The organism is Oligella sp. HMSC05A10 (genome assembly GCF_001808335.1).
GTDB lineage: Bacteria > Pseudomonadota > Gammaproteobacteria > Burkholderiales > Burkholderiaceae_B > Oligella > Oligella urethralis.
Map to the genome: position 1 here is coordinate 1 of NZ_KV792932.1, position 1,966 is coordinate 1,966.

The 1,966-nt window shown below is 36.8% G+C and carries 2 protein-coding genes; both read right to left on the reverse strand.

The window, feature by feature from the left end; genetic code table 11:
• Positions 1–257 precede the first annotated feature (257 nt).
• Complete coding sequence (locus tag HMPREF3144_RS11880) at positions 258–479, reverse strand: hypothetical protein (RefSeq protein ID WP_246823929.1); 222 nt, start codon at positions 477–479, stop codon at positions 258–260.
• Between the two features lie 178 nt (positions 480–657).
• Entirely contained in the window at positions 658–1,398 is a 741-nt protein-coding gene (locus tag HMPREF3144_RS07440) for a hypothetical protein (protein ID WP_070477249.1), read from the reverse strand.
• Between the last annotated feature and the right edge of the window lie 568 nt (positions 1,399–1,966).

A 1,966-nucleotide genomic window follows, 5' to 3' on the forward strand; every position in this document is an offset into this window, starting at 1 on the left:
AAATCAAGTTACACAAAATACCTTACACCCTCGACGATTATTATCCTTCAACGTCGTTTCCGTTATTAAATTAAACAAACACAGCTTTATCTACCGATTAACGACAACCCCCTCCTACGATATATTAGTTCACATTGATACTGATTAAACTGCGACGCATTGAAGACGTGCTTAGCTATGACTATCTAGACATCATGAGCGGTGTAGGCTCGCTTATCACAACTCACCGCCTCAGCTTCCGAGCCGATTTTTGCGGACTAACGATAAAACCCAAGCACCGTATTCTTCTCTCCCTCAATGATATAAGCTTTTTTAAAATAACCAAATGAATGCCATCTCTTGCCAAAAACAGGATCATTTTCTTCTTTGTATCCTAAAGACAGGAGATATTTCTCAAGTTCCATGACGTCCTGCCCTCCAACATATGTGACTTCAATATTTTCTGAATTTGGACCGTCCTGAGGATAGTAAGAAATCATTGTGTGATCAGTTAACCCGGGCGCGTTTTTAATCTCGTCCGGAGTAAACATTTCATAAGGGATTCGATCTAATCGCGTGTAATGCTGGGAGTCAAATGAGAATACGTAAGGACCATACAAAACTACCCACCGAGTAGCAAACACAATACAACAAAACAGTATGACCCACTTCAACCATCTAAAGCCTTTTTTCGACACAACCAAATTCCCCTCCTAATCCATTTGGAAAATCCCTCTTACTAAACTTATGATTTGTTATAATAATATCTGTATGTAGGCTTACATCAAAAGGCTCAATCTCCTTCATAAAGGATGGTAATTCTCCATATCTTGGTTTGGCATCTTTATGAGCCGCAGGATCAGGAAAAAGTAAAGGCTTAAAAAGTTTGTTCTTGTATTTACCTAGCGACCCATAATGATTCCAGCGCTCTATAGCTTTTGCCCTACTAACTAACTTCAATTCGGGAAAATAATTCTTGGGACGAACTGCACGATAAAACCCCAACAAATTCGACACTAGATCCTCCGCACTAAAACCACTGTCTGTTGCCCATCCATACCATTTTTTTTGCATGCCTTCGAAGACAGGGGCAACTTTCATCATCATAGCTAAAGCAATGCGATGCCTTTGATGTAGGGGACGACCTTTTTTTATAAGCCATATAACTGCCTGACCAACGCACACCCCTGAGGTATCCAATCCTTTTAAACCTTTAGTTTTTCTCATGGTCTGTGTGTAGACAACACGATAATAAGGTTCGTTAGAACGTTCGCCTACTTGCATTTGATGCAATACAGCCCTTATGTCATCCCCCCTAGCATGACCTAAATCAATCCAGTCAATCACTTCCGAATACACAAGGCCACTAGCCTTTACAGGCGCATCACTGGGATCAATTATATCGCTCCGTTTGCTCATATCTAACTTTCCATTTATTGTTAATAACAGCAAGTTACCACAGCACTACAACAAAATCAATAAACCCTTTAAAATCATTTAGTTATGACAGAAACATGACAATTCATATTAGCTATTAAAGGCTTTATCTTAGCGCCAATTAACATACTAATATCATAGATAAATGCAATTACCGAAACCGGCCAAGTTAATTGACGCTAAACCGGACAAAGTAGTTGACGTTCTATACGTTCTTTTATTTATCATAAGGAAGGTGTGATTTTTTACTTAAATACCTTTCTCTTTTTTTTTATAATTCACTTTTTTTAATATTTAAATCTTAATTAATTTTTAGCATTTTCTTTTTTTTTTAGAAATACTTAAACCGCTTAAATTTAATTAATTTTTTATTTCACTAAAAGATTTTCGCCAGCTTCATTTCTGATAAGCCTACTGGTGATTAAAGGTAAAACTTAAATTAATAATTATGCAAACAATAAAAAAACTTTTGAGTCAGCTATTCGTTTTATTTTCGCTTGTTGCTGCAATTAATGCAGTGAGACTTTTGCATAAAAGCAGTTAAATACCG